Annotated in this window: 22 protein-coding genes; 16 read left to right on the top strand and 6 right to left on the bottom strand. The window is 70.0% G+C overall.

Going from position 1 to position 23,274, the window contains the following annotated elements:
- Positions 1–2: 2 nt before the first annotated feature.
- Positions 3–1,487, bottom strand: coding sequence for a RimK family protein (locus VI238_RS05495; RefSeq protein ID WP_331649282.1), 1,485 nt, complete (start codon positions 1,485–1,487; stop codon positions 3–5).
- Positions 1,488–1,718: 231 nt separating this feature from the next.
- Here VI238_RS05495 and VI238_RS05490 point away from each other — a divergent pair, with 231 nt between their 5' ends.
- A complete protein-coding gene (locus VI238_RS05490) occupies positions 1,719–2,219 on the top strand; it encodes a GNAT family N-acetyltransferase (RefSeq protein WP_331649280.1) in 501 nt (166 codons plus the stop codon).
- On the opposite strand, the gene VI238_RS05485 is transcribed toward VI238_RS05490, so the two are convergent.
- The gene (locus VI238_RS05485) at positions 2,216–2,893 is read right to left on the bottom strand and encodes a hypothetical protein (RefSeq protein ID WP_331649278.1); all 678 of its coding nucleotides are present in this window, start codon (positions 2,891–2,893) and stop codon (positions 2,216–2,218) included. The two genes, VI238_RS05490 and VI238_RS05485, sit on opposite strands and share 4 nt — an antisense overlap.
- A gap of 97 nt (positions 2,894–2,990) precedes the next feature.
- Between VI238_RS05485 and lptM the strand changes: the two genes are divergently transcribed.
- From lptM to VI238_RS05445, 8 genes are all read left to right on the top strand, one after another.
- Positions 2,991–3,119 (top strand): LPS translocon maturation chaperone LptM, encoded by a 129-nt coding sequence (gene lptM / locus VI238_RS05480; protein ID WP_331649276.1) that lies wholly within the window; start codon positions 2,991–2,993, stop codon positions 3,117–3,119.
- 4 nt (positions 3,120–3,123) lie between these two features.
- Positions 3,124–3,996, top strand: coding sequence for a diaminopimelate epimerase (gene dapF, locus VI238_RS05475; protein ID WP_331649274.1), 873 nt, complete (start codon positions 3,124–3,126; stop codon positions 3,994–3,996).
- Positions 3,993–4,673 carry a DUF484 family protein gene (locus tag VI238_RS05470; protein WP_331649272.1) on the top strand — a complete coding sequence of 227 codons (681 nt, stop codon included), beginning with the start codon at positions 3,993–3,995 and terminating at the stop codon, positions 4,671–4,673. The genes dapF and VI238_RS05470 overlap by 4 nt, the downstream gene beginning before the upstream one ends.
- Entirely contained in the window at positions 4,673–5,593 is a 921-nt protein-coding gene (locus VI238_RS05465) for a tyrosine recombinase XerC (protein WP_331649270.1), read from the top strand. The genes VI238_RS05470 and VI238_RS05465 overlap by 1 nt, the downstream gene beginning before the upstream one ends.
- Positions 5,594–5,807: 214 nt before the next feature.
- Positions 5,808–6,341 (top strand): ATP-dependent protease subunit HslV, encoded by a 534-nt coding sequence (gene hslV / locus VI238_RS05460; protein WP_331649268.1) that lies wholly within the window; start codon positions 5,808–5,810, stop codon positions 6,339–6,341.
- 87 nt (positions 6,342–6,428) lie between these two features.
- Complete coding sequence (gene hslU / locus VI238_RS05455; RefSeq protein WP_331649266.1) at positions 6,429–7,763, top strand: ATP-dependent protease ATPase subunit HslU; 1,335 nt, start codon at positions 6,429–6,431, stop codon at positions 7,761–7,763.
- A gap of 128 nt (positions 7,764–7,891) precedes the next feature.
- Positions 7,892–8,500: a hypothetical protein gene (locus VI238_RS05450; RefSeq protein WP_331649263.1), complete on the top strand. Its 609-nt coding sequence runs from the start codon at positions 7,892–7,894 to the stop codon at positions 8,498–8,500.
- 167 nt (positions 8,501–8,667) lie between these two features.
- Positions 8,668–9,021, top strand: a complete 354-nt coding sequence (locus VI238_RS05445; protein ID WP_331649262.1) for a DUF971 domain-containing protein — start codon at positions 8,668–8,670, stop codon at positions 9,019–9,021.
- 6 nt (positions 9,022–9,027) lie between these two features.
- Here the strand turns inward: VI238_RS05445 and VI238_RS05440 are convergent, their stop codons facing one another.
- Both VI238_RS05440 and VI238_RS05435 read right to left on the bottom strand, forming a co-directional pair.
- A complete protein-coding gene (locus VI238_RS05440; RefSeq protein ID WP_331649260.1) occupies positions 9,028–10,947 on the bottom strand; it encodes a DUF2207 domain-containing protein in 1,920 nt (639 codons plus the stop codon).
- The gene (locus VI238_RS05435; protein ID WP_331649258.1) at positions 10,944–11,480 is read right to left on the bottom strand and encodes a LemA family protein; all 537 of its coding nucleotides are present in this window, start codon (positions 11,478–11,480) and stop codon (positions 10,944–10,946) included. Before VI238_RS05435 ends, VI238_RS05440 begins: the two co-directional genes overlap by 4 nt.
- A 129-nt stretch (positions 11,481–11,609) precedes the next feature.
- On the opposite strand from VI238_RS05435, the gene ubiE reads away from it, so the two are divergent.
- The 3 genes from ubiE (at position 11,610) to VI238_RS05420 (ending at position 16,149) form a co-directional block, all read left to right on the top strand.
- Positions 11,610–12,383, top strand: coding sequence for a bifunctional demethylmenaquinone methyltransferase/2-methoxy-6-polyprenyl-1,4-benzoquinol methylase UbiE (ubiE, locus tag VI238_RS05430; protein WP_331649256.1), 774 nt, complete (start codon positions 11,610–11,612; stop codon positions 12,381–12,383).
- A gap of 195 nt (positions 12,384–12,578) precedes the next feature.
- On the top strand, positions 12,579–14,147 hold the full coding sequence (locus tag VI238_RS05425; protein ID WP_331649255.1) for a S10 family peptidase: 1,569 nt from the start codon (positions 12,579–12,581) through the stop codon (positions 14,145–14,147).
- Between the two features lie 148 nt (positions 14,148–14,295).
- Positions 14,296–16,149 (top strand): M1 family metallopeptidase, encoded by a 1,854-nt coding sequence (locus VI238_RS05420; RefSeq protein ID WP_331649253.1) that lies wholly within the window; start codon positions 14,296–14,298, stop codon positions 16,147–16,149.
- A gap of 12 nt (positions 16,150–16,161) precedes the next feature.
- Here the strand turns inward: VI238_RS05420 and VI238_RS05415 are convergent, their stop codons facing one another.
- Together VI238_RS05415 and VI238_RS05410 are read right to left on the bottom strand one after the other, a co-directional pair.
- Positions 16,162–16,914 (bottom strand): tetratricopeptide repeat protein, encoded by a 753-nt coding sequence (locus tag VI238_RS05415; RefSeq protein WP_331649251.1) that lies wholly within the window; start codon positions 16,912–16,914, stop codon positions 16,162–16,164.
- 272 nt (positions 16,915–17,186) lie between these two features.
- A complete protein-coding gene (locus tag VI238_RS05410) occupies positions 17,187–17,843 on the bottom strand; it encodes a hypothetical protein (RefSeq protein WP_331649249.1) in 657 nt (218 codons plus the stop codon).
- Positions 17,844–18,022: 179 nt separating this feature from the next.
- On the opposite strand from VI238_RS05410, the gene gpmI reads away from it, so the two are divergent.
- The 4 genes from gpmI (at position 18,023) to lepB (ending at position 23,049) form a co-directional block, all read left to right on the top strand.
- Positions 18,023–19,549 (top strand): 2,3-bisphosphoglycerate-independent phosphoglycerate mutase, encoded by a 1,527-nt coding sequence (gene gpmI, locus VI238_RS05405; protein WP_331649247.1) that lies wholly within the window; start codon positions 18,023–18,025, stop codon positions 19,547–19,549.
- On the top strand, positions 19,550–20,725 hold the full coding sequence (locus VI238_RS05400) for a murein hydrolase activator EnvC family protein (protein WP_331649245.1): 1,176 nt from the start codon (positions 19,550–19,552) through the stop codon (positions 20,723–20,725). It begins immediately after the preceding gene.
- Between the two features lie 184 nt (positions 20,726–20,909).
- The gene (locus VI238_RS05395) at positions 20,910–22,259 is read left to right on the top strand and encodes a S41 family peptidase (RefSeq protein ID WP_331649243.1); all 1,350 of its coding nucleotides are present in this window, start codon (positions 20,910–20,912) and stop codon (positions 22,257–22,259) included.
- A gap of 121 nt (positions 22,260–22,380) precedes the next feature.
- Positions 22,381–23,049 (top strand): signal peptidase I, encoded by a 669-nt coding sequence (lepB, locus tag VI238_RS05390; RefSeq protein WP_331649241.1) that lies wholly within the window; start codon positions 22,381–22,383, stop codon positions 23,047–23,049.
- Positions 23,050–23,274: the final 225 nt, after the last annotated feature.

The raw sequence follows: 23,274 nt of genomic DNA, 5'->3' as shown, positions 1-23,274 counted from the left end.
GTTCAGCCACGCTGGCCGAGGCGCTTGCGCTCCATACGGCGCAGGAACTCGTCCATGATGCGTCGATAGAGGTCGTCGCCGAGGTAGGCGTCCTCGACGCCGGCGTCGATCGACGGGTTGTCGTTCACCTCGATGACGACGAGGCGGTCGGCGGCCTGCTTGAGGTCGACGCCGTACAGGCCGTCGCCGATCGGCGCGGTCGCCTTGAGCGCGAGCTTGAGGACGTCGGCGGGCGCGGAGCGCACGGGCAGGGTCTCGAACCCGCCCGATTTGGCCGTGCCCTTCGCGCCGTGGTTGTAGATCTGCCAGTGTCCGCGCGACATGTAGTACTTGCACGCGTACAGCGGCTCGCGATTGAGGATGCCGACGCGCCAGTCGAACTCCGTGAACATGAATTCCTGCGCGAGCACGAGCGCGGTGTGCTGGAACAGGTCGTCGACCGCGGCCTTCAGCTGCGCCGGGTCCTCGACCTTGACGATGCCGCGCGAGAACGAGCCGTCGGGGATCTTGAGCACGATCGGGAAACCGAGCAGGTCGGGCAGTTCGGCGAGCTTCTTCGGGTCGTCGCGGTAGAGGATCTCGGTGCGCGGCGTCGCCAGCTTGCGCGACCGCAGCAGATCGTGCAGGTAGATCTTGTTCGTGCACTTGAGGATCGAGCTCGGATCGTCGATGACGACCATGTCCTCCTTCTCCGCCCTGTTCGCGAAGCGGTAGGTGTGGTTGTCGAGCGCGGTGGTCTCGCGGATGAACAGGCCGTCGTACTCGGCGAGCCGCGTGAAGTCGTTCTTCGTGAGCGTGTCGACCTCGATGCCGAGCTCGGCCCCCGCTTCGACGAACGACTTCAGTGCGCGCTTGTTCGAAGGCGGCATCGGGTCGCCGGGATCGGCGAGCATCGCGAGATCGAAGCGGAACTTCCTGCGCGCGCGCGGCTTGCGCCAGAGCTTCTTCGAGAACTTGTCGAGCGACTGCGCGAACGCGTCTTCCTGCGGGTCGGACAGCGTATGCAGCCCGGTCGGCTTGATCGCGGCGATCTGCCAGACGCGCTCGCGCTCGAACTCGATGCGCAGGATCGGGCACGGGAAGGCCTCGAAGACCTGCCGCGCGATGTCCTCGATGCTGCCCGACGAGGTCTCGCCGAAGTAGACGAGCACCCCGAAGTCGGTCGTGTCGCGGCCGCCGTCGGGCAGGGACTTCGCGAGCTTCTGGTTGAGGTCGTCGATGTCGAGGCCGTACAGCGAACGCCGGCGCAGGTCGTTGATCGTGCGCACCGACGGAATCACCTTGTGGCCGCGCGCCTCCGCCAGCAACGACACGTAGTAGCCGGTGCCGAGATACTTGTAGCTGCGGCACAGGTTGATGACCTGGGTGCGCTCGTCGTCGGCGCCGATCGGTTCCTTGAGGTAGTCCTGCGCGGTCACGACGTTGTCGGACGGGTAGTAGGAGCCCCAGTCCGAGGCTTTTTCCACGACGATGACGAGCCGGCTCATGCGCAGGGCCTGGATGCGGGTTCGAGGGGGCGGGCGCCACGGTCCGCTGCAGGGCGCCGCGGCGACGACGGGATGGGCGAGGGCGGCAGCAGCATGACGGGCGCGCAGTTTGACACAGCCGCGCACCGGCGTGCAGGGCGCGCCGCCCGTGCGATTCAGCCGGCGGCAGGCCTCGCGCGGCGGTACTGCCGCGCTTGCGGGCCCCGGCGTCCGCGCACTAGGCTGCGCGGCGTGCCCGCGCCAGCCGCATCCGCTCCTTCGCCCATCGTCGCCACGCCGGTGCAGGTGCGCCGTGCGCGCTTCGACGACCTCGGCGCCCTCGTCGCGCTCGAACAGTCCACCTTCGCACTCGATCGCATGAGCGCGCGGCAGTGGCGGCGGCACCTGCGCAGCACGAGCGCCGACGTCGTCGTCGCCGTGCGCGACGACCGGCCGATCGGCGCTGCGGTCGTGTTCCATCGCCGCGGCACCGACATTGCGCGGCTGTATTCGATCGCCGTAGCCGCGGGCGAGCGCGGCGGCGGCATCGGCCGGGCGCTGCTCGACGCCGCCGAGCAGGCGGCGCGCGCGCGCGGCGGTCGTCGCGTGCGCCTCGAGGTGCGCAGCGACAACGCCGCCGCGCAAGCCCTGTACGAGCGTGCCGGCTACCGGGCGTTCGGCGTGCACCCGGCCTACTACAAGGACGGCGCCGACGCGCGCCGCTACGAGAAACTGCTCGCCGCGCCCGGCTAGCCGCGGTCGGCGCGCAGCTTCTGCGCGGTCGCGGCATCGGCGGGCCGCGCGACGAGCCCGCCCGCGGCCGCGAGCGTGACGTCGTAGCGACCGCCGTCGACGAGCGGCAGGTAGGCGGCACTGCCGTAGTCGGCATCCACCCAGGGAAGCCACTCGGGGAACGCGCGCTTGAGCGTCCACAGGTCGGGCCAGCGCGCGTCGTCGAGGGCGACGACGGTCCTCGCCGCGCTGCGCTCCTGCGCGACGTCGCGATAGCGGCCGCCGACGCGATCGAGGCGGTACAGCGGCTGCGCGCCGAGCATGACCGCGCGCGGCGTCCATTTGATCACGCGCGCGTCGAGCTGCCAGTCGTCGCCCGCCAGTTCGACCCGGCGATGTCCGCCGTCCGGGGTCGAGACGTCGATGGCGTAGCGCTGGGCCCCGAGCGCCCGCGCCTCGATGTGGGCGACCGGAACCTCCGCCACGAGCCGTCGATAACCGACCAGCGTGGTGCCCGCGAAAGCGCCGAGCAGTGCGAGCGCGAAGAACACCATGCACCAGGCGACGCGCAGCGTTGCCGCGAAGCGGCGACGCTCGCGCCAGCGGCGACGCGCATGGACCCCATGGCCTGCCGCGAACAGCAGGCAGATCGCGGCGAACGCGAACAGTGCGACGAGGAACGGTGTCAGCGACATCGCAGGGCGGCTCCGCGGGGTCCGGCAGTTAGCATACCGGCCCCATCCGTGAACCGCCGCTATACTCCCGCACCAGGCCCACATGCCGGATCCCGCCATGCCGATTCGCCACCTTTCTCGCGCCGCGCTGCTGCTCGCGCTGCTGCTGCTCGCCGCCTGCGGCAACAAGGGCCCGCTCGTCAAGCCGGCGGTGGCAGCGCAGGGCACGCCATCCGCGACGCCCTGAACGCATGTCGCTGCGCTTCACCAAGATGCACGGTCTCGGCAACGACTTCGTCGTGGTCGATGCGCGCACGACACCTTTCGCGCTCGATGCGCCGGCAATCCGCTGGCTCGGCGATCGTCATTTCGGCATCGGCTTCGACCAGTTGCTCACGATCGAGCGCGCGCGCGATCCGTCCTGCAGTTTCGCCTACGGCATCTGGAACTCGGACGGTTCGAGCGCGGGCCAGTGCGGCAACGGCGTGCGTTGCGTCGCCGCCTGGCTTGCCCGCGCGGGCGCACTCGGTGCAGGGATGACTCGGCTCGAGAGTCCTTCGGGTGCGGTTGCGGTGGAGCTGCTCGGTGACGACAGCGTGCGCGTCGACATGGGCGAGCCGCGCTTCGCGCCTGCGGCGATCCCGTTCGCGGCCGATGCCGAAAGCGACGCGTATGCGATCGACGTCGTCGGTCGCGAGGTCGAGATCGGCGCGGTGTCGATGGGCAATCCGCATGCGCTGGTCGAGGTCGACGACGTCGCTGCGGCACCGGTCGCCGTGCTCGGGCCGCAGATCGAGTACGCGCCCGCGTTCCCGCAACGGTGCAACGTCGGATTCGCCGAAGTGGTCTCCCGCGGCGCGATCCGCCTGCGCGTGTGGGAGCGCGGCGTCGGCGAAACGCTCGCCTGCGGCAGCGGCGCCTGCGCCGCGGTTGCGGTGCTGCGCCGGCGCGCTAAAGTCGACGCCGAGGTCCGCGTCGCCTTGCCGGGCGGCGAACTCGAGCTGCGCTGGGACGGCCCCGGCCACCCGGTATGGATGCGCGGGCCCGCGGCGTTCGTGTTCGACGGCGAGATCGCCGGGCGCGCGACCGGCGCCATCGCCCCGGAAGCCACGAGGAAACCATGAGCGAACTCAGCATCAAGGAAGGACTGGACGCGATGGAAGTCGCGAGCTACCTGCGCCGCCATCCGGAATTCCTGCGCGAGTTCCCCGACATCGCGATGGCGCTCGTGCTGCCGCGCGAACAGGGCCAGGCGGCGTCGCTCGCGAGCTACCAGCTCGACGTGCTCCGCGACAAGAACCGCGAACTCGGCAGGCGCCTGCACGACCTGGTCGAGATCGCGCACGAGAACGAAGCGCTCATGGTGCGCGTGCACACGCTGACGCTCGCGCTGATGCGCGCACGCAGCCTCGCCGAAACGACCAACGCCGTCGTCGCGGCGCTGACCGAGGACTTCCACACCGACCTCGTTCGCCTCGTGCTGTTCCGCACGGACCCGGATCTGCCGGTCGCCGAATGGCTCATCGTCGAGCCTGCGGGCACGGTCGCGTTCCCCGCGTTCTCCGAGTTCTTCAAGCGCGCCGAGCCGCTGTGCGGGCGCTTGCAGGAGGACAAGCTCGACGCGCTGTTCGCGGCGCGCTCGCGCGAGGTGCAGTCGGCCGTGCTGTTGCCGATCGGTTCGACCGGCATGCTCGCGATCGGCAGCCACGACGCGAACCGCTTCCATCCGGGCATGGGCACGGTTTTCCTCAAGCTCATCGGCGAAGCGATCTCGACCGCGATCGCGCGTTACCCCGCGTGATGGACGCGGTCGCCGCGAGCGATACCGACCTCGGCGCCGCGGTCGACCGTTTCCTGCACTACCTGCGCGACGAGCGGCGCTATTCGGCGAGCACGGTCGAGCACTACGCGCATGCGATCGGGCAGCTCGCCGAGCACGCCGGGGAGCAGGGCCTGTCGCGTTGGCGCGACCTCAAGCCGGATCAGGCGCAGGCGCTCCTCGCCGAACGGCATCGTCGCCGCGGCTACTCGCCGTCGACGTTGCGCGGCATCGCCTCGGCGTGGCGCAGCTTCTTCCGCTGGCTCGCGCGCGAAGGCGACGTCGCGATCAATCCCGCGACCGGCCTGCGTTCGCCGAAGGTCAAGCGCAAGCTGCCCGAAGTGCTCGATACCGACGAAATGAGCGCACTCGTCGAGGTGCCCGGCGACGATCCGGAATCCGTGCGCGATCGAGCGCTGCTCGAGCTGCTGTACTCGAGTGGCCTGCGCGTCGCCGAACTCTGCGGCGTGCGATGGCGCGACCTCGACGCGGGCGACGGCTCGCTGCGCGTGACCGGCAAGGGCAACAAGACGCGCATCGTGCCGGTCGGCGCGAAGGCGCTCGCGGCGCTCGTCGCGCTGCGCGAGCAGGACGGATGCCGCGACGACGACCCGCTCGTGCGCGGCCGCCGCGGCGCGCCGCTGACGCCGAACGGCGTGCGCGCGCGGCTGAAGAAGCGCGCGCAGGAACAGGGCGTGTGGAAGCGCGTGTATCCGCACCTGCTGCGCCATTCGTGCGCGAGCCACCTGCTCGAATCCTCGGGCGACCTGCGCGCGGTGCAGGAGCTGCTCGGCCATGCCGACATCGGCACGACGCAGATCTACACGCACCTCGATTTCCAGCATCTCGCGAAGGTCTACGACGCGGCGCATCCGCGTGCCAAGCGCCGCAATGCCGACTGAGGCCGGGATGCCAGAAGCCTGAACCACGAAGGACACGAAGGACACGAAGAGAAGATGATCTTCGAGCCTCTGCCGTCGCCTGGCCGGCCTGGCCGTCATTTCAAGGGTTTCTTCTTCGTGTCCTTCGTGTCCTTCGTGGTTCAATCTCTGCTGTATTCGGCTTGCAACGGTCGCAATGAAGCCCCATCTGCATCGTTCCGCAGCAGGAGCCGCCATGGATAGCTTCCACGCCACGACCATCGTCTCCGTGCGCCGAAACGGCAAGGTCGTGATCGGCGGCGACGGCCAGGTCACGCTCGGCAACACGGTCATGAAGGCGAACGCGCGCAAGATTCGCCGGCTCGGCAAGGGCGACGTGCTCGCGGGTTTCGCAGGCGCGACCGCCGACGCGTTCACGCTGTTCGAGTTGTTCGAGGCCAAGCTCGACAAGCACGGCGCGAACCTCACGCGCGCCGCGGTCGAGCTGGCCAAGGACTGGCGCACGGATCGTAGCCTCGGCCGGCTCGAGGCGATGCTCGCGGTCGCCGACAAGGACACCTCGCTGCTGATCTCCGGCAACGGCGACGTGCTCGAACCGGAGCTGGGCATCATCGCGATCGGCTCGGGCGGTCCGTACGCGCTCGCCGCGGCGAAGGTGCTGCTCGAGAACAGCGATCTCGACGCACGCACGATCGTCGCGAAGGCGCTCGGCATCGCCGGCGACATCTGCATCTACACGAATCACAACATTTCGATCGAAGAACTTTGACCAAGCAGGGCCGAAGGGGTGGCTGGCCGGGCCGGGACGCTCGCGCACCACACGCTTCCTCGCCCCCAGCCCCAGGCCCGTAGAACCATGAGCGAACTCACTCCCCGCGAGATCGTCGACGAGCTCGACCGCTACATCATCGGCCAGACCGCGGCCAAGCGCGCGGTCGCGATCGCGTTGCGCAATCGCTGGCGGCGCATGCAGCTCGATCCGGTGCTGCGCGAGGAAGTCACGCCGAAGAACATCCTCATGATCGGACCGACCGGCGTCGGCAAGACCGAGATCGCGCGCCGCCTCGCCGCGCTCGCGAACGCGCCGTTCATCAAGGTCGAGGCGACCAAGTTCACCGAGGTCGGCTACGTCGGCAAGGACGTCGAACAGATCGTGCGCGACCTCGCCGACGCCGCGGTGAAGATGGCGCGCGAGCAGGCGAAGGCGCGCGTGCGGTCGCAGGCCGAGGACCGTGCGGAGGAACGCATCCTCGACGCGCTGTTGCCGCGCCGGCAGTTGCACGGATTCGCTGGCGAACCCGCAGCCGATCCGGGCGAGTCGGACACGCGCCAGAAGCTGCGCAAGCAGCTGCGCGAAGGCGCGCTCGACGCGCGCGAGATCGAACTCGAGTTCGCGCAGAACATCGGGGTCGAGATCATGGCGCCGCCCGGCATGGAAGAAATGACGAGCCAGCTGCGCGGCATGTTCCAGTCGCTGCAGGGCCAGAAGTCGCAGGCGCGCAAGTTGCCGATCTCGCAGGCGCGACCGATGCTGGTCGAGGAAGAGGCCGGCAAGCTCGTCAACGACGAGGAGATCAAGGCACAGGCGATCGCGAGCGCGGAGCAGAACGGCATCGTCTTCATCGACGAGATCGACAAGGTCGCGCAACGCGGCGAGTTCAGCGGCGCGGGCGTCTCGCGCGAAGGCGTGCAGCGCGACCTGCTGCCGCTCGTGGAGGGTTCGGCGGTGTCGACGAAATACGGCATCGTGCGCACCGATCACATCCTGTTCATCGCCTCCGGCGCGTTCTCGCTCGCCAAGCCGTCCGACCTCGTGCCGGAGCTGCAAGGTCGATTCCCGATCCGGGTCGAACTCGCAGCGCTCGGCGCGCACGACTTCCGGCGCATCCTCGCCGAACCGCAGCATGCGTTGACGAAGCAGTACGCGGCACTGCTCGCGACCGAGGGCGTCACGATCGAGTTCGTCGAGGACGGCATCGCGCGGCTCGCGGAGATCGCGTTCCAGGTCAACGAGCGCACCGAGAATATCGGCGCGCGCCGCCTGCACACGGTGCTCGAACGGCTGCTGGACGAGATCTCGTACGAAGCCTCCGATCGCGGCGGCCACCACTACCGCATCGACGCGGCGTACGTCGACGCCCGCCTCGGCGGACTCGTTCGCGACGAGGATCTGTCGCGCTACATACTTTGAGGCCGGCGTGGAATTCCGCCCCGATCGCCCCGATCTGAGGTTCGTGGAACGTTGCCTACGTTCAGGATAGAGCGAGCCATGGGCGCGGTGCGGTTGCGCCACGGGCCCGAGTGCCGGACCATACACACATGACTACCGTAGTTCCGTTCAAGGCGCGCGGCGTGCGCGCCGAGCTTCGCGAGGCGTTCGAGCAACGCCTCCCCCTGCGCATCCTGCGCGAGCGCCTGCACGCGGGCGTGATCCACGGCTACGTGGTCGCCCTGTCGCGCGATTTCTGCCTCGTCGCCGAAGTCGGCGACGCGATGCGCTTCGACGGCTATATCGCGATCGCGATCGCCGACATCAGCGCGATCGAAGAGGACCCTTCGCGCGAGTTCGTCGAGAAGGCGCTCGCGTTGCGCGGCGAGGCGCTCAAGGTGCCCGACGAGTTCGAACTCGACGACTGGGCCGCGATCGCGCGCTCGGCGATGGCGTATGCCCCGTTGATCTCGCTCAACATGATCGAGGACGACGAGGGCGAGATCAGCTACGTCGGGCAGCTCACCGAGGTCGAGCCGAATGCGCTCGTGCTGCGCGAACTCGATCCGAACGCGCGCTGGTATCCCGACACGGGCGCGTACGAACTCGACGGGCTCGGTTCGATCGGGTTCGGCTCGGGTTACCTCGACGCGTTGTGGCAAGTGGCCGGCTTGCCCGGCGACCCGCAACAGCCGCGTGCGCCGCAGCAGCTCCATTAGGCCCCGCGCTCGTCCGGAATCGCGCCTCGACCGCGACGTTCCGGACGTCGGCGCGGCACGAGCAAGGCGAGTGCGGAGCGGCCATCCAGGGCCGCACGTTCCATGAGCAGCCGCTTCGCGTGTAGATGGTTTTCAATCCCGCACGTGGCGGGCGACACTGGACGACGATGAGCGCACCCGTTCCGATCCGCATCGTGCTGCATCGCGCGTCGCACGCGCTGGAAGTGGCGTTCGACGACGGCGCGACCTACCGCTTGCCCGCCGAGTACCTGCGCGTGCACTCGCCGAGCGCGGAAGTGCAGGGCCACGGTCCGGGGCAGAAGGTGCTCGTTGCCGGCAAGCACGACGTCGCGATCGACGCGGTCGAGCCGGTCGGCAACTACGCGGTGCTGCTGCGGTTCTCCGACGGCCATGCGAGCGGCCTGTTCTCGTGGGGCGTGCTGCATGAACTCGGCCGCGACCACGCGCGCAACTGGCAGGCGTATCTCGATGCATTGGCCGCGAACGGACTCGCGCGCTGATCGGGCCTACCAGCCGCCGCCGCCACCACCACCGCCGCCGCCACCCGACGACCCGCCACCACCGCCGCCCGACGACGAGCCGGGTGCGCTCGACGACGACGAGATCGCGCTACCGAACGAGGAGCCGAGGTCGCTCGCGAAGCCGCTGACATTGCCGATCGACGCGCCGTGATACCAGCCCGCGCCCGCCACGGCCGCTGCCGCGGCGGCCGGCCCGACCGCAGCCGCGAACCGATCGGTCCAGTTCTCCTCGACGCCGAGCGCGAGCGCGTACGGCAGCATGCGATGGAACTGATCCGCGCTCATCGGCGGCGCCTTCTGCGCGGCGAGTTCGTCGCGTTCGGCGACGCCGAGGTAGAGGCGCAGGCCGGCGATCTGGTCGAGCAGGCGGCGCCCGGTCGTCGTCGGCGCCTTCATGAGCCAGGCGAACACGACGTTGGTCGCGATCAGGGCGACGATCGCGATCGCGAACGCGACGCCCGCGAGCATCACGAGCGCCCCGAGTCCGAACACCTCGCCCGCGACGAACGGCAAGGCGAACACGCTGAGGAAGATCGCCCCGACCGTGGCCGCAGTGCGCTTGCCGAGCGATCCGCGTCCCGCCATGCGCCACGCGCTCACGACCTTCGCACACAAGGCGAATACGCCGACGCTCCAGCCGCTGAGCCAGACCAGCATGAACACGGCGCCCGCGGTGCGACCCGTGTCGCCGATGAGCAGGGCCGCGCCGATCACGGCCGCGACGGTGACGAGCGCGCCGATCACGACGAGGCCGCTGTTCTTGCGGAAGTGGCTGTCGGCGTAGGCGGCCTTCAGCGCCTTCTTGTGCGCGTCGAGCGCCTTAGAGATGCGCGCGTGCGAGGACGGCTTGAACGTGAACGCATCGTCGCCGCCGAGAAGGTCGGCGACGAGCCGCGATTCGAACCCCGGCAGCTCGGCCTTGCCCGCGCGCTCGATGCGGTAGTCGCCGTCGTCGTCGGCGATGCGGATCGCGCCGCGCACGGCGGCGTCGACGATGTCGGCGGCGACACAGCGGTCGTCCCACCCCATGCGTTCGACGTAGCGGAGCGCGCCGGGCGTGTGGCCGGCCGGCGGCTCGTAAAGCGGGATGATCGTGCCCGGCCTCGGATCGCGCCCGACGCGGGCCCACTGCACCGAATAGTAGGCGAGCACGAACAACAGCCCGGCCACCAGCGCGAGCACGCCCGCGTTGTCGCCGAGGAACCACGCGACACGCTGCCGCCCGGTGGGCGCGGCGACGACGCCTTTCGGGAAGCCGACCGCGATCGTGAGCCCCTCCTGCGGCGCGAGCGTGCGCGTCGTTGCGAACACCGCGCGCGACTCGCCGTCGGCATGCGCGCTCCAGTCCCTGCCTTGCGCGCCCTCGGGGCCCGTATAGGCGTCGAGGCGCAGCTCCGCCTCCGGTATCGATCCGGGCAAGGTCACGGTCGCGACGGCTTCGTCGATCGGGAAGTCCCAACCGTTGCCGGTCGCGTTCCAGTAGAGCTCGTCGTGGTCGGCGAAGAAGCCGAGTTGGCGGCTCGTGTGGTAATCGAACGAGTAGGTGTACTCGCCGGGCGCGAGCGTCGTCTCCTTCGAACCGAAGTAGACGCGCACGCCGTTCCCGTGGCGCTCGGAATGGAACGGCTCGGTCCTGCCGTCACGGGTCAGTGCGCGCGGTTCGAACGCCACGTGCACCGCGTTGCGCCAGCGATCCTCGTAATCGGTCGGGAAATCGCGGTAGATGCCATGGCGGATGCTCACGCCCTCCGCGCGCACGCGGATCGTCTCGGTGACCTCCATGCCACCATCGGCCGCGACTTCGATCGCGCTCTGGAACGACAGGATGCGCTCGTCGGCGGCCGCCCCGAGGGGCCAGAAGAACGCCGTGGCGAGCAGCCACGCGATGCACGTTGCAAGCTTCACTGCGGCGCCTCCTGGCCTTCGCCCTGGCGGAAGAACTCGGCGGGGCGGAAATTCGCCGCGCGCGCGACGAGCAGCGACGGGAACGATTCGATCATCGTGTTGAGGTCGCGTACCGCGCCGTTGTAGAAGCGCCGCGCGTACTGCAGGTGGTCCTCGATCTCGACGAGGTCGCGCTGCAACCCGAGGAAGTTGCCGCTTGCCTTGAGGTCCGGGTAGCTCTCCTGCAACGCGAGGATCCGCTGCACCTGCGTGGCGAGTTCGCCTTCCAGTTGCGCCTTGTCCTGCAGCGTCGCCGCAGCCATCGCGCGCGTGCGCAGCTCGGTCACGAGCGCCAGCGTCGCGCGCTCGTGACCGGCGTAGCCCTGCACGGCGGCGACCAGTTGCGGCACGAGGTCGTGCCGCCGCGTGAGTTGCACGTCGATGTCGCTCCACGCCGAGCGCACCTGGTTGCGCGCGGCGACGAGATCGTTGAACAGCACGATCGCGGCCGCCACCACGAACAGCGCGATCGCGCCGAGCCACCAGACCAGCATGTCGATGCTCCCCCGCCCCTGCGGCGCGACGCCGCGCGCGGCCGCCCCCGCGGAGCGCCCCGCGCATTATGCGGCTCGCGGCCGCCGGCGCAACGCAGGCCGCACCATGCCTGCGGTACCATGCGCGCCATGAGCGAAACGACCGGCAAGCGCGGCACCACCCACTTCGGCTATCGCGACGTGCCCGAGTCCGACAAGGCGCGCCTCGTCGGCGAAGTGTTCACCTCGGTCGCGCGCAGGTACGACATCATGAACGACCTCATGTCGTTCGGCGTGCATCGGCTCTGGAAGCGCTATTTCGTCGCGACCAGCGGCGTGCGCGAAGGCGACGTCGTGCTCGACCTCGCCGGCGGCACCGGCGACATCGCCGCGCTGTTGCTGCCGAAGGTGAGGCCGACGGCAGCCGGCACGGGCCGCGTCGTCGTCGGCGACATCAACGGCGACATGCTGCGCGTCGGTCGCGACCGCCTGCTCGACCGCGGCCTCGTGCGCGGACTCGACTGGTCGCGCATGGACGCCGAAGCGCTGCCGTTCCCCGACCGCAGCTTCGACTGCGTGACGATGGCGTTCGGCCTGCGCAACGTCACGCGCAAGGAGAACGCGCTCGCCGAGATCCATCGCGTGCTCAAGATCGGTGGCCGCGCGCTCGTGCTCGAGTTTTCCAGCGTGCGCGCCGAATTCCTCAAGCCGCTGTACGACTTCCATTCGTTCCAGGTGCTGCCACGCATCGGCGCGCTCATCGCGGGTGACGCCGCGAGCTACCGCTACCTCGCCGAGTCGATCCGCAAGCACCCCGACCAGGCCACGCTCAAGGCGATGATGGAGGCCGCCGGCCTCGCGCGCGTCGACGTGCGCAACCTGTCCGCGGGCATCGTCGCGATCCATCGCGGCTACCGCGTCTGAGTCGCGTCGCGTGCGCGGGCGGCCGCGGGTCGCCCGCGTGCTCGCGCCGTGCCGGACGATGGCGGCGTGGCGAGGGCTGGCGGCGAAGCGGTCTTTGCATCGCGTTTACACCGGACCGGCACTTTCGTCACGGGCGACGCAGCGGGCGCCGGAGCAGGCTGGGCGCTTCGTATCGGCCAGGCGGGGGTTTCCGTGATGCGTCGCAAACCGTTCGGGGCGCTGCTCGCCTCGCTGCTGCTCGTGTCTTCGTTCGCCGTCCACGCGGCCGAGGAGGACAAGGACGCCGAGTCCGCGGACAAGGACGCGAAGTCGGCGAAGAAGGACGAGAAGCCCGTTCCGCCGGAGAGGACGTCGGTCTCGCACGGCAGCGTCGAGGTCGGCGGCCGCACGGTGCGCTACACGGCGACCGCGGGCAACGTGCTCATCCGGGACAAGGACAATACGCCGAATGCGAGCGTGTTCTACGTCGCTTACACCGCCGACGCCGCGCGCGGCGCGGGCGAGCGGCCGGTCACGTTCTTCTACAACGGCGGTCCGGGTTCGCCGAGCGTGTGGCTGCACATGGGTTCGGTCGCGCCCGTGCGCGTCGAATCGGCGAGCGCGGCGGCGACCGCGCCGCCGCCGTACCGGCTCGTGCCGAACGCGTACAGCCTCGTCGACCGCAGCGACCTCGTCTTCATCGACGCGGTCGGCACCGGGTTCTCGACGCCGGTCGGCAAGGGCAAGGGCAAGGACTTCTGGGGCGTCGACCAGGACCTCGATGCATTCGCGAAGGCGATCACGCGCTACGTGACGATCAACCGACGCTGGAACGCGCCGAAATTCCTGTTCGGGGAGTCCTACGGCACGACGCGCTCGGCCGGGCTCGTCGACAAGCTGCAGAACGACGGCATGGCCTTCAACGGCGTCGTGCTGCTGTCGTCGATCCTCAACTACGGCGCCAACTCGCCCGGCCTCGACCACACCTACGTCGGCGCGCTGCCGACGCTCGCGGCGATCGCGTGGTACCACGACAAGGTGCCCGACAAGCCGGCCGACCTCGACGCATTCCTCGCCCAGGCGCGTGCGTTCGCCGCGGGCGACTATGCGGCCGCGCTCGCGAAAGGGCAGGACCTGGCGCCGGCCGAGCTCGACGCGATGGCGACGAAGCTCTCGCGCTACACCGGACTGTCGGCGCAGTACCTGAAGGAGGCGAACCTGCGCGTGAACCAGAGCCGCTTCCGCAAGGAGCTGCTGCGCGACGAGCGGCGCACGGTCGGACGCTACGACGGCCGCTACGAGGGCATCGACCTCGACGCCGCCGGCGAGAATCCCGAGTTCGATCCGTCCTCGACCGCGATCACGGGCGCGTACATCGCCGCATTCAACCATTACGCGCAGGACACGCTGAAATGGAGCAGCGACACGCCCTACGTGCGCACGGGTCCCGACATCATCCGCGCGTGGGACTGGAAGCACGAGCAGCCGGGCGCGCGTTTCCCGCAGCGCGTGCCGTACGTCGCCGCCGACCTTGCGCGCGCGATGCGCGAGAACCCGAAGCTGCAGGTGCTGTCGGCGAACGGCTGGTTCGACCTCGCGACGCCGTTCTTCGCGACCGAGTACGACCTCTCGCACATGCAGCTCGATGCCTCGCTGCGCGGCAACGTCACGTTCACCTATTACCCGTCCGGGCACATGGTCTACCTCAACGTCGATGCGCTGAAGCAGTTCAAGGCCGACCTCGACCGCTTCTACGACCACGCGCTCGCCGCGGCCGCGCACTGAGCGCGCGCGGGCGCATCGGTCGCGATGCGCCCGCGACTCGGGCCCTGGCCGCACCGGCCACCGGTTCGCGCGGCGCCGCGCGAACCGCACGGCGAATTCGGCGACAATCCACGTTCCGCAACCATCGCCAAGCCACCGAGGTACCGCCGTGTCCGCCCTGTCGCGCCTGCTCGTCCTGCCCCTGCTGCTCGCGGTCGATGCCGCGGCGGCGACCGACCCGCACAGCTACGCGAATACGGACGAAGTGTCCGTGCGCGCGGTCGCGCTCGATCTCGACGTCGATTTCGGCAAGCGCGAACTCGCGGGTACGGCCGATCTGCAACTCGACTGGCACGACCCGGCCGCCCGCACGCTCGTGCTCGACACGCGCGACCTCACGATCGAGCGCGTCGAGGCGCAGGCCGTCGGCGGTCCGGCGCGAGTGCTCGGTTACGCGCTCGATCCGCGCGATCCGATCCGCGGTTCGGCGCTGCGCATCCGCCTCGACCAGCCCGCTACGAGCGTGCGCATCGCGTACCACAGCGCGCCGCAGGCGTCGGGTCTGCAGTGGATGACACCCGCGCAGACGGCGGGCAAACGGCATCCGTTCATGTTCTCGCAGTCGGAATCGATCCACGCGCGCAGCTGGGTACCGTTGCAGGACACGCCGTCGGTGCGCTTCACCTACGCCGCGCACGTGCGCGCACCGAAAGCGCTGCGCGTGGTCATGAGCGCCGACAACGACGTCGGCCACGCGCTCGACGGCGACTTCCGCTTCACGATGGACAAACCGATTCCGTCGTACCTGCTCGCGATCGCGGTCGGCGACATCGCCGTGCGCGAGACCGGCCCGCGCAGCGCGGTCTACGCGGAGCCGTCGGTGGTCGAGGCCGCGGCGAAGGAGTTCGCGGACACCGAGAAGATGATCGCGACGACCGAAAAGCTGTACGGGCCGTACCGCTGGGGCCGCTACGACATCCTCGTGCTGCCGCCGAGCTTCCCGTTCGGTGGCATGGAGAACCCGCGCCTCACGTTCGCGACACCGACCGTGCTCGTCGGCGACAAGAGCCTCGTGTCGCTCGTCGCGCACGAGCTCGCGCATTCCTGGTCCGGCAACCTCGTCACGAATGCGGCGTGGAAGCACATGTGGCTCAACGAGGGTTTCACGACCTACGTCGAGAACCGCATCGTCGAGGCGGTCTACGGCAAGACGCAGGCCGACGAGGAGTTCATCCTCGCCGCCGACGAACTGCGCGGCGAGCTCGCCGAGATGCCGAAGCCGGACCAGCGCCTCGTCCCCGACTTCGACGCGCGCGACGCCGACGAGGCTGGTTCCGACTTCGCCTACACGAAGGGCGCATGGCTGCTGCGCACGCTCGAGGTGAAGTTCGGGCGCGACGCATTCGACGCGTATCTGCGCGGCTACTTCGACCACTTCGCGTTCCGGAGCATCACGACGGAAGAGATGCTCGCGTACCTCGAGCCGAACCTGCTCGCGAAGTACCCCGGCAAGATGAGCCTCGCCGAGGTCAAGGCGTGGATCGAGCAACCGGGCATCCCGGCCGACGCGAGCGTGCCGACGTCGGAACGTTTCGCCTCGATCGCGAAACAGCGCGGTGAATGGCTCGCCGGCACGCGCAAGGCGGCCGACCTCGATGCGAAGGGTTGGAACACCCACGAGTGGATGTACTTCCTCGACGGCCTGCCGAAGCCGCTGGCGAGAACGCAGCTGGCCGAGTTCGACGCGGCCTGGCACCTTACCGGTGCCGCCAATGCGGAGATCGCGCGCCGCTGGTACCTTGCCGCGATCCGCGCCGACTACCGCCCCGCGCGCGAGCAGATGGCCGCGTACATGACGCGCATCGGACGCCGCTACCTGATCCTGCCTCTGTACGAGGAACTCGCGAAGACGCCGGACGGCCTCGCGTTCGCGCGCGGCGTCTATGCGAAGGCGAAGCCGGGCTACCACCCGCTCACGCGCGCGGGCGTGGAGAAGGCGCTTGCGACGCAGGGAAAGGATTGACGCGGGCGGCGCTCAGCCGGACCCGAGCGCACCGAGATCGCGTTTCGCGGCGTCGAGCCATTCGCGCTCCTTGCGCCGGTAGTAGCGCGGCGCGAGTCGCGCGCGCTTGAGCATGTCCTGCAGCACCGCGCGTGCGTCGGCCGCGCGGTCGCGACGGCGCAACAGGTTCGCATAGCGGTAGCGCGCCTGCTCGCCCGGGTAGCTGCGCGCGAGTACCTCGTATTCGGCGAGCGCGGCGTCGTGCTCGCCGAGCTCCTCGAGGCAGCGCGCGTACAGCAAGTGGCCGTCAGTCGAGCGGAATGCGGGATTCGCCGCGATCAGCGCATCGAGCGTCGCGCGCGCGGCGGCGAAGTCGCCGTTGCCCGCCTGCGCCTGCGCGAGCCCGAGCATGAAGGGCGGCTCGGTCGCATAGATGCCCTTGAGGACGGACGCGTAGAGTTCGGCTGCGTTGCCGTAGTCGCCGAGGCGAAGGCATTCCTCGGCGAGCGCGCGGCGGTTGTCGGTTGTGTCGGCGAGCTCGAGCCGCTCCCGGATCGCGCGACGACGACGCTCGGGGTCGACCGTCTCGAGTACGCGCCTGGCTGCCGTGCGGCTGCGCGGGTCGTTGCGAAGGTCCGGCAGTACCGCGACGAACACGTACACGGCCACGGCAAGATAGGAGCCGATCAGCAGCAGCCAGATCCAGTACAGCGGCCGACCGCTGCGCACGACGTGGATGGCGCACAGGATCGTGAGCGCGAACGAGGCGAGCAGTAGCAGCGGCATGGTGGGCGCGAGAGGGTGAAAGCCGCGCATCGTGCGCATTCCGCCGCGTCGGTGCAAGCGACGCGGGCAGCCGGCGGAGCGGCGACGGCGCGGGCGATGCCGTCGCCGCGATGGATGTCGCCTCGCGCCGGCGGGCGCGCTACGTCGTGGGTCGACCGTCCGCGATCGCGACCGCCGGGTCGATCCTGGTGCGCCGGCGGCGTTCGCAGGTCCTCAAACAGCGGCCGTCCGTGACCGCATCGTCCATCCGGACCGGACCGGTCGCCGCGGCCTTACGGGTGGTCGCCGGAGAAGGCCTGGGCCTTCGCGCCCGTGATCGGGCCGACCTTCGCGGTGTCGCTGACGTAGAGGTCGACGTCACGGCGGAATTCGAGCGTGCCCTCGACGATCGCGTGCGGGCCGATCACGACGCGCGGGTTGCGCTGCTTGCCCCACGACCAGCCATGCGGCTTGTCGACGAGGATGCCGCCTTCGACGCGCGAGTCGGCGCCGATCTCGATGTCGCCGCTGACCGTCTCGATCCCGCCGCCGATGTGCGCCGCGTCGAGCACGTAGCGGCCGTTGACGTTCGAGGCGTGCCCTGCGATGTCGGCACCCTTGCCGAGCCGGACGCCGCCGTTGACGGCCTCGACCGTGCCGCTGATGCGCGCACCGGCGCCGAGCTCGATGCCGCCGTTGACGGTTTCGAGCGATTCGGCCGTCGCGCGGTCGCCGAGCTCGATGCCGCCGTTCACGGTCGACACCTTCGTGGCGCTGCCGCCACCGTCGATGCGGATCGATCCGTTGACCGTGCTCAACGAGCCGGCCTGCTGGTCGCTCTCGATATGGATCGAGCCGTTCACCTTGTCGACGTCGATGCCGCGCCCCGAGGCGCCGGCGGCGAGGAACAGGGAGGCGAGGGCGAGGGACAGCGCGGTCTTGCAGTGCATGGCGGTCTCCGATGTGTACGGTCGGGTGCTTGGATGCGCGCCCGCGCGCAAAGGTTGAAACGCCTCGTCGAGCGCTGTCGACAGGGTGTGGCGCGGCCGACGACGCGGTGCTCGGTGGATGATATTTGCCCGACACCCCACTAGCATGGGCGCCAGCCCCACGCCACGGAAAGTGCCACGTGTCACGACCCAAGCCGATCCTGCTGCTGATCCTCGACGGGTGGGGTTACCGCGCCGACACCGCGCACAACGCGATCGCGATGGCCGACTGCCCGAACTGGCGGCGCCTGCTCGCCGAATGCCCGAACACGCTCGTCGACACGCACGGCGAGTACGTCGGCCTGCCGCACGGGCAGATGGGCAATTCCGAAGTCGGGCACATGAACATCGGTTCGGGCCGGATCGTCTACCAGGACCTCACTCGCATCGACGCGGCGATCGCCGACGGCTCGTTCGACGACAATCCCGCGCTGGTCGGCGCCTGCGACGCCGCGCGCGTCGGCGGCGGCACCTTGCACGTACTCGGACTGCTGTCGCCGGGCGGCGTGCACAGCCACGAGCGCCACATCGTCGCGATGCTCGATCTCGCCGCGCGCCGTGGCGTACCGCATGTCGCCGTGCATGCGTTCCTCGACGGTCGCGACACGCCGCCGCGCAGCGCCGGGCCGAGCATCGAGGCGCTCGCGGCGAAGTGTGCCTCGCTCGGCAACGTGCGCATCGCGACGGTGAGCGGCCGCTACTTCGCAATGGACCGCGACCACCGTTGGGAGCGCGTGCGGCTCGCCTGGAGCGCGATCGCCGAAGCGGTCGCCGAGTACCACGCGGTCGACGCCGCGACCGCGCTGCGCGATGCGTACGCGCGCGGCGAGAACGACGAGTTCGTCAAGCCGACCGTCGTCGACGGCGGCGCGCGCGTCGCCGACGGCGATGCGATCGTGTTCATGAACTTCCGTGCCGACCGCGCGCGCGAGCTCTCGCACGCGTTCGTCGACGCCGAATTCGACGGCTTTGCGCGCGTGCATGCGCCGCGCCTGGCCGCGTTCGTGACCTTGACCGAATACGAGCAGGGCCTCGCCGCGAGCGCGGTCGCCTGGCCGCCGCAGTCGATGCGCAACACGCTCGGCGAAGTCCTCGCCGCACGGGGCTTGACCCAGTTGCGCATCGCCGAGACCGAGAAGTACGCGCACGTGACGTTCTTCTTCTCCGGCGGGCGCGAGGACCCGTTCGCGGGCGAGGATCGCATCCTGGTGCCGAGTCCGAAGGTCGCCACCTACGATCTCAAGCCGGAAATGAGCTGCCCCGAACTCACCGACCGCCTCGTCGAGGCGATCGGGTCGGGCCGCTACGACTTCATCGCCTGCAACATCGCCAATCCGGACATGGTCGGCCATACCGGCGTCGAGGCGGCCGCGATCAAGGCCGCCGAAGCGGTCGACGCCGCGCTCGGTCGCCTCGTCGCGGCGATCCGCGCCGCCGGCGGCGAGATGCTGGTCAGCGCCGATCACGGCAACCTCGAGCAGATGGTCGACGAGAACGGCGTGCCGCACACGCAGCATACGGTCGGCCCGGTGCCGCTCGTCTACGTGGGTCGCCACGCCCGGCTTCACCATGGCGCGCTGCGCGACCTCGCGCCGACCGTGCTCGCGCTGATGGGACTGCCGCAGCCGGCCGAGATGAGCGGACGCAGCCTGGTCGAATTCGCCTGAGTGGCGCCGCGCCTTCACGCGATCGCGCTTTGCTGCCTCGTGGCGGCGCTCGCCGGCGCGCCGCGCGCGCGCGCGCAGGATGCGCCCGATCCGCAGCGCGCGGCGCAGGAGCAGGAAGCGAAGAAAAAGCTCGATGCCGTGCGTGCCGAACTTCGCGCGCTCGCCGAGCAGCAGCGTGCGGCGGGCGGCGAACGCGACGAGGCCGTGCGCGCGTTGCGCGAGAAGGAGCTCGCGCTCTCCGCGGTCGCGCGCGACGTGCGCGCACTGGATGGCGACATCGCCGCGCAGCAGGCGCGCCTCGACGAACTCGATGCCGGGAAGGCGAAGCTCGACCGCACGCTGGCGACGCAGCGCGAGGCGCTCGGTGGCCTGCTGCGATCGGCTTACGCGCTCGGCCACGGCGAGGAACTCAAGCTGCTGCTGCAGCAGGACGATGTCGCGGCGATCTCGCGCGTGCTGGCCTACCATCGCTATTTCCAGCGCGCGCAGGTCGAACAGATCGAGCGGTTGCGCGACGACCTGCGCCGGCTCGCCGACGTACAGGAGCAGATTCGCGCCGCGCGCGCCGAACTCGCCGCGACGCGCGACGCGCGCGCAGCCGAGGGCACGAAGCTCGACGGCGAGCGCACGGCACGCGCGGAACTCGTCGCGCGCCTGGAGGCGACGTTGAAGGACCAGGCCGCGCGCATCGCCGCGCTCGGCCGCGACGAGGCCGAACTCGGCAACCTGCTCGAGCGCCTGCGCGACGTATTCGCCGACATCCCGAGGCAGCTTTCGGGCGCGGCGTCGTTCGCGACCCTGCGCGGCCGGCTCTCCTGGCCGCTGCAGGGCAAGGTCGTGACCGCGTTCGGCGCCGCCGACGATTCGGGACAGCGCAGCAGCGGCCTGCTGCTTGCGGCGAAGACCGGGAGCGCGGTGCACGCGATCTCGCACGGACGCGTCGCGTTCGCCGACTGGCTGCGCGGCTACGGCCTCATGCTCATCGTCGACCACGGCGACGGTTACCTCAGCCTGTACGGCTGCAACGAGACCCTGCTCAAGGACGTCGGCGACTGGGTCGACGCGGGCGAGACGATCGCGACGAGCGGCGCGAGCGGCGGCCAGAAGGTGGCCGGCCTCTATTTCGAGCTGCGCGCGAACGGGCGTGCGGTGGATCCGCGCGCCTGGCTGCGCTGAGCCTGAACGTTCGGCGGGAACTGCGGTCCAAGGCAGGGCAGGCGTGGCAGGGTGGGACTACACTGCACCCCGCGCTGCACGCCGCATCGCCTGTCGCTGCTTGCATTCGACCGGCCGTGGCGGCACGTCTTCGTGGTGGGGCGGCCGGGCGGCCGCTCGACGTTCACCCGTGAGGTCCGGTCCGATGTCCAAGCACCTGTTGTCCACGCTCCTGTTCGTTCTCGCATGCACGCCGGTCTTCGCGGATGAACCGCCTGCGCCCGCCCCGAGTCCGGCGGTCGACGCCAAGGCGCCCGCCGCGGCCGCGAAGAACGCACCGCTCGACCTTGCGGACATTCGCGCGTTCACGGCCGTCTACAGCCTCGTCAAGCAGGCCTATGTCGACGACGTCGACGACCATCGCCTCATGCAGGCGGCGATCCGCGGCCTGCTCGGCGGGCTCGATCCGCACAGCGAGTACCTCGGCAAGGAGCAGATGGAAGACCTCGCCGAGGATACGACCGGCAGCTATGCCGGCCTCGGCATCGAGGTCGTGCAGGTCGACGGCAGCCTCAAGGTGATCGCGCCGATCGACGATTCGCCGGCGGAGCGCGCGGGCATCAAGGCCGGCGACACGATCGTGCGCATCGACGGCAAGCCGGTGCAGTCGGACGATCTCGACGGTGCGGTCGCGCAGCTGCGCGGCAAGCCCGGATCGCCGATCACGCTCAGCGTGCTGCATGAGAGGCAGACGCTGCCGATCGACATTCCGCTCAAGCGCGAGGTGATCCGCGTCGCGAGCGCGAACGGACGCGTGCTCGAACCGGGTTACGCTTACCTGCGCGTGAGCCAGTTCCAGGCGGAAACCGGATCGCAGCTGCGCCGGCGCATCGAACGCCTCGCCACCGAGAACAAGGCACCGCTGCGCGGCGCGGTGCTCGACCTGCGCAGCAACCCCGGTGGCCTGCTCACGGCCGCGATCGAAGTCGGGGACGAATTCCTCGACGGCGGCGTCATCGTCAGCACGCGCGGTCGCGTCCACGATTCCGAGATGACGTTCCGCGCGACCCCGGGCGACCTGCTCGCGGGTGCGCCGATGGTCGTGCTCGTCGACAACGGCACCGCGTCAGCGGCCGAGATCGTCGCCGGGGCGCTGAAGGACAACCATCGCGCACTGCTGATGGGGCGGCGCACGTTCGGCAAGGGCTCCGTGCAGACCGTGCTGCCGCTCGACGCCGACCATGCGGTGAAGCTCACCACTGCGCGCTATTACACGCCGAGCGGCGTATCGATCCAGGCCGCAGGCATCGAGCCCGACATCGCGCTCGCCGACCTCGCGCTGAGCCAGCGCGACGGCGAGCCGTCGCCGATCCTCGGCGAGCGCGACCTGCGCAACCATCTCAAGGGCGCGAACGAGGTCAACGCGGTCGAGACGCCGCCGGCCGCGAACCGCGACCTGCAGCAGGATTACGCACTCAACGAGGCGCTCAACGCACTGAAGGCGCTGGCGTTGCGGGCGCCGCGTGCGCAGCAGGTCGCACCCGCGAAGGGCTGACGACGGCGGTCGGCGAGGCGTCCACTTGCATCGGGTGCCGGCGTCGTTCGAGCCGACGCCCTGAGGCCGCCACATCGTCCACGCCGACCGCTTCCGAACCGATGCACCGCGGAGACATCCCATGAAGAACTGGCTGCACGCGAACCGCCGCATCGTCGCATTCGTGCTCCTGCTCGCCGTATTCCGCACCGCGGTCGCCGACTGGAACCCGGTGCCGACCGCGTCGATGCGCCCGACCATCCTCGAGGGCGACGTCGTGCTCGTGAACCGGCTCGCCTACGACGTGCGCCTTCCGTTTTCCGACACGGTGCTCGCGCACGTCGGCGATCCGCGTCGCGGCGACATCGTGACGTTTTCCTCGCCGAAGGACGGCACGCGCCTGATCAAGCGCGTCGTCGCGCTGCCTGGCGACACGGTCGAGATGCGCGACAATCGCCTGCTCGTCAATGGCGAGGAAGCGCGTTACGTGCCGCTCGGCCGCGAATCGCCTGCGCACGTAGGCCAGCACGGCATCGCCGCCGAACGCGAGCGGGAGACCTTCGCGGGTTCCGAACGCGTCGTGCAGTGGTTGCCCGGCAGCGCCGCGCGCTCGAGCTTCGGGCCGGTGACCGTGCCGGCCGACCAGTACCTCATGCTCGGCGACAACCGCGACAACAGCGAGGACTCGCGCTACATCGGCTTCGTGCCGCGCGACCGGCTCATCGCACGCGCCGAGCGCATCCTCGTCTCGGCCGATATCACGGACCACTGGCAGCCGCGGCCCGCGCGGTTCGGCGCGGCATTGCATTGAGGCCGCGGGCGACCGACCATACGCCGTTTCGCGCATCGGGAACGCCGAGGCAGTTCGGCGTTCGGCGGCACGGAGGTGCCGCCCGCGACGGGCGCGAGCGCTCGATCACACAGGCGGCCCGGATGCCTGCGGGCGCGCCGACCCGCACGAGGGGCTCGGAGCTCGTCGTCCGGGATTCCCCACCGGAGTCGCGATGAATACCCCGCAGGACATCACCGAGGACCA

Source organism: Dokdonella sp. (genome assembly GCF_036518555.1).
Classification (GTDB): Bacteria; Pseudomonadota; Gammaproteobacteria; order Xanthomonadales; family Rhodanobacteraceae; genus Dokdonella_A.
Note: the sequence above shows the minus strand (reverse complement) of the source record. Positions and strands in the feature narration are given on the sequence as shown.